The organism is Mycobacterium sp. WUMAC-067 (assembly GCF_020217485.1).
Taxonomy (GTDB): Bacteria; Actinomycetota; Actinomycetes; order Mycobacteriales; family Mycobacteriaceae; genus Mycobacterium.
In genome coordinates this window covers 1-2382 of record NZ_JAEKMI010000131.1, presented here as the reverse complement: position 1 = coordinate 2382, position 2382 = coordinate 1, and the positions used below count along the sequence as shown (strand labels likewise).

The following is a 2382-nucleotide window of genomic DNA, read 5'->3' as shown; positions in this document are numbered from 1 at the left end:
ATCGTCGGCAAGAACCAGCGCTCGGCGATCGGGACCCTGGTCGAGCGCCAGACCCGCCTGATTCGGCTGATGCACCTTCCCACCCGTGACGCCGACTCCCTGCGTATCGCGATCGCCACGACCATGGGTGGCCTGCCATCGAACTTGATCCGATCGATCACCTGGGATCAGGGCATCGAAATGGCCCGACACACCGACATCACCGCAGACCTCGGCGTGCCGGTCTACTTTTGCGACTCCCGCTCGCCGTGGCAGCGCGGCAGCAACGAGAACGCGAACGGGCTGCTACGCCAATATTTCCCCAAGGGCACCAGCCTAAGCACCTACACACCCGACCATCTGCGCGCTGTCGAATACGAGATCAATAACCGCCCCCGCCACACCCTCGAAGACCGCAGTCCCGCCGAACTTTTCACCGCGCTGCTAACCTCACCAGACCATCAACTGTTGCGACGTTGACTAGAAGCCACCCCGCCGTTGACACCCGGGATTGCTTAGTGGTTGTTTGGCTCGGCGGGCTCGGTGCAGGAGGTACCAGATGGTGTAGCTGCGGACCAGCCGTGCGTGTTCGGCGGGATAGTTGGCTAGGTGGCGATCCACCCATGGCTCGATACGTTCGAGGTATTCGTTACGCGGCGTCAATACTGCTGTGCGAACGAGGATTTCACGTACGTAGTTGACATGCCCACCGGGTGGGAGCTGATCGAGTGCGTGGTGAGTGATGGTCTGTCCGGTGCGCGCCAGATTCATGAGGAGCTCCGCGGCGGCGCTCTTGCCGAGCCAGACGGCGACGCTGCGTGGATCATTGGCGTTGGCAAGAGCGTCCGCCAGTGGCTTCAGTTGCGCCGGTATCTGGCCATCCGGCCCGGCTAAGGCGTTGTGCAGTAATTCGGCGGTGTGGCAGCGGCTACATCGATTATGCGCGCGAATACCCGGTTGACCGCAATTGGCGCAGCGGTAGTCGAGCGTGGAGCCAGAACATGGCCCGCAGATTTGGCGCTCGTCGGGGTCAAATCCGATCAGCACCGCCTGCTGGCCGCACGCCGCGCATGGTGACGGGTACATCTTCGCCTTGCGCACGCACGGTGTGCAGACAGGCCCCGCTGGCCAATGGCGGGCTACAACGCGCCGTTGTCGGCAGAACGCGCAGGTGGATTTCGAGTGTGGTGAACGTATCCCGGAATAGGTCCTCGTTGTGATGGCGCGGCAGGTGCCGCACAAGTGCGGGCCGAGGACGCTGCTGCTTTGGCGGCGCCGGGTGGCTCCGCATAATCCGCATACCCACACGGTGCTGGCTTTGGCGTAGCAGTTCGTGCAGATGCGTCCTTCCGATGCCACGTACGGGGCGCGGCGCCGTTGTCCGCATCCCGAGCAGGTGTATAGGCGCGGTGGCGCGCACGTGGGACACAGCACGCCGCCGTCGACGAGTCGACGTGCCCGGGGACGGAGGCGTCCGCAGATGCTACATTCCTTGCGCGACAACGGGTCGCGGCTGTAACAGTTCGTGCACACGGGTCCGTCGGGAAGATTGACGCGTCTGCTGACAGAGGTCTTTGCGCATCGCGCGCACGTGAACGATCGATCGAGATCTCTGCAGCGACCACAAATGCGGCCGGTCGGACCGATCGCGGTCAGAGACACGCGCTGTTGACAATTCGTACAGGCCGGCGGCTTCACCGACGCGTGGCCATCAGCCACCAGTACGTGCGTCAAGCGCATAAGCCCCCGCGGGCAGGACGCGTCCGGGTTGAGCACTCCGTCGCCATGAGCGGCCAGGTACGCGTCGACCTGATTGAGCGTTTTCGGCCGGTCGACACGAGCAGCTTTCAGGAGGCGGTCGGCATCTGCAAGCGATAGGTCGCCAAGAGCGCGGACTACGTGAGCGCGGACTCGATCCCACGCGTCGGGCCTGAAGTTCGCCGATCCTCTCATGAGCTGCGGTCAGGTCGACGCACAGTCGTGCGCCGCACCTTCGGCACCTCCCGCGGTGAGTCCCCGGCCGCCTTCTTCACCGATTGATTGACGGCTTCGATTTCGATCAGGTCGTTGGGCGAGCATTCCAAGATGTCGCACAACGCTGCCAGCACGTCCATTGAGAGCCGTTGGGGAGGCGCAGTGACCAGGCGAAACACTTGCTCTCGCGACAGGACCACGCCACGTTCGGCCAACAGCGGAACCAGATCAGTCGTCTGGTACAGCTCCCGTTGCGCCATCAGCGCCCGCAGCCGCCACTGATAACCCATCTTCTTGATCACGGTTGATCCTCCCCGACGGCAATGCCGCGTTTGGTGAGCGCTTCACGGAGCAAACGGTTGCGGTACTCGTCAGACGTGGCTATAGATCGACGTGGTGCTCGCATAGGAATGTCCGACTTGGTGTTGA

Annotated in this window: 3 protein-coding genes; 1 reads left to right on the top strand and 2 read right to left on the bottom strand. The window is 63.2% G+C overall.

What is annotated here, in order from left to right:
- Nucleotides 1-459 (top strand): IS30 family transposase (locus tag JF781_RS27795; RefSeq protein WP_047324009.1); only part of this gene is annotated, 459 nt, incomplete at its 5' end.
- Here JF781_RS27795 and JF781_RS27790 read toward each other — a convergent pair.
- Nucleotides 460-1080: a hypothetical protein gene (locus JF781_RS27790; RefSeq protein ID WP_007172196.1), complete on the bottom strand. Its 621-nt coding sequence runs from the start codon at nucleotides 1078-1080 to the stop codon at nucleotides 460-462. It abuts the gene before it with no gap.
- Nucleotides 1081-1928: 848 nt separating this feature from the next.
- Nucleotides 1929-2255, bottom strand: a complete 327-nt coding sequence (locus tag JF781_RS27785) for a helix-turn-helix transcriptional regulator (protein ID WP_007172195.1) — start codon at nucleotides 2253-2255, stop codon at nucleotides 1929-1931.
- Between the last annotated feature and the right edge of the window lie 127 nt (nucleotides 2256-2382).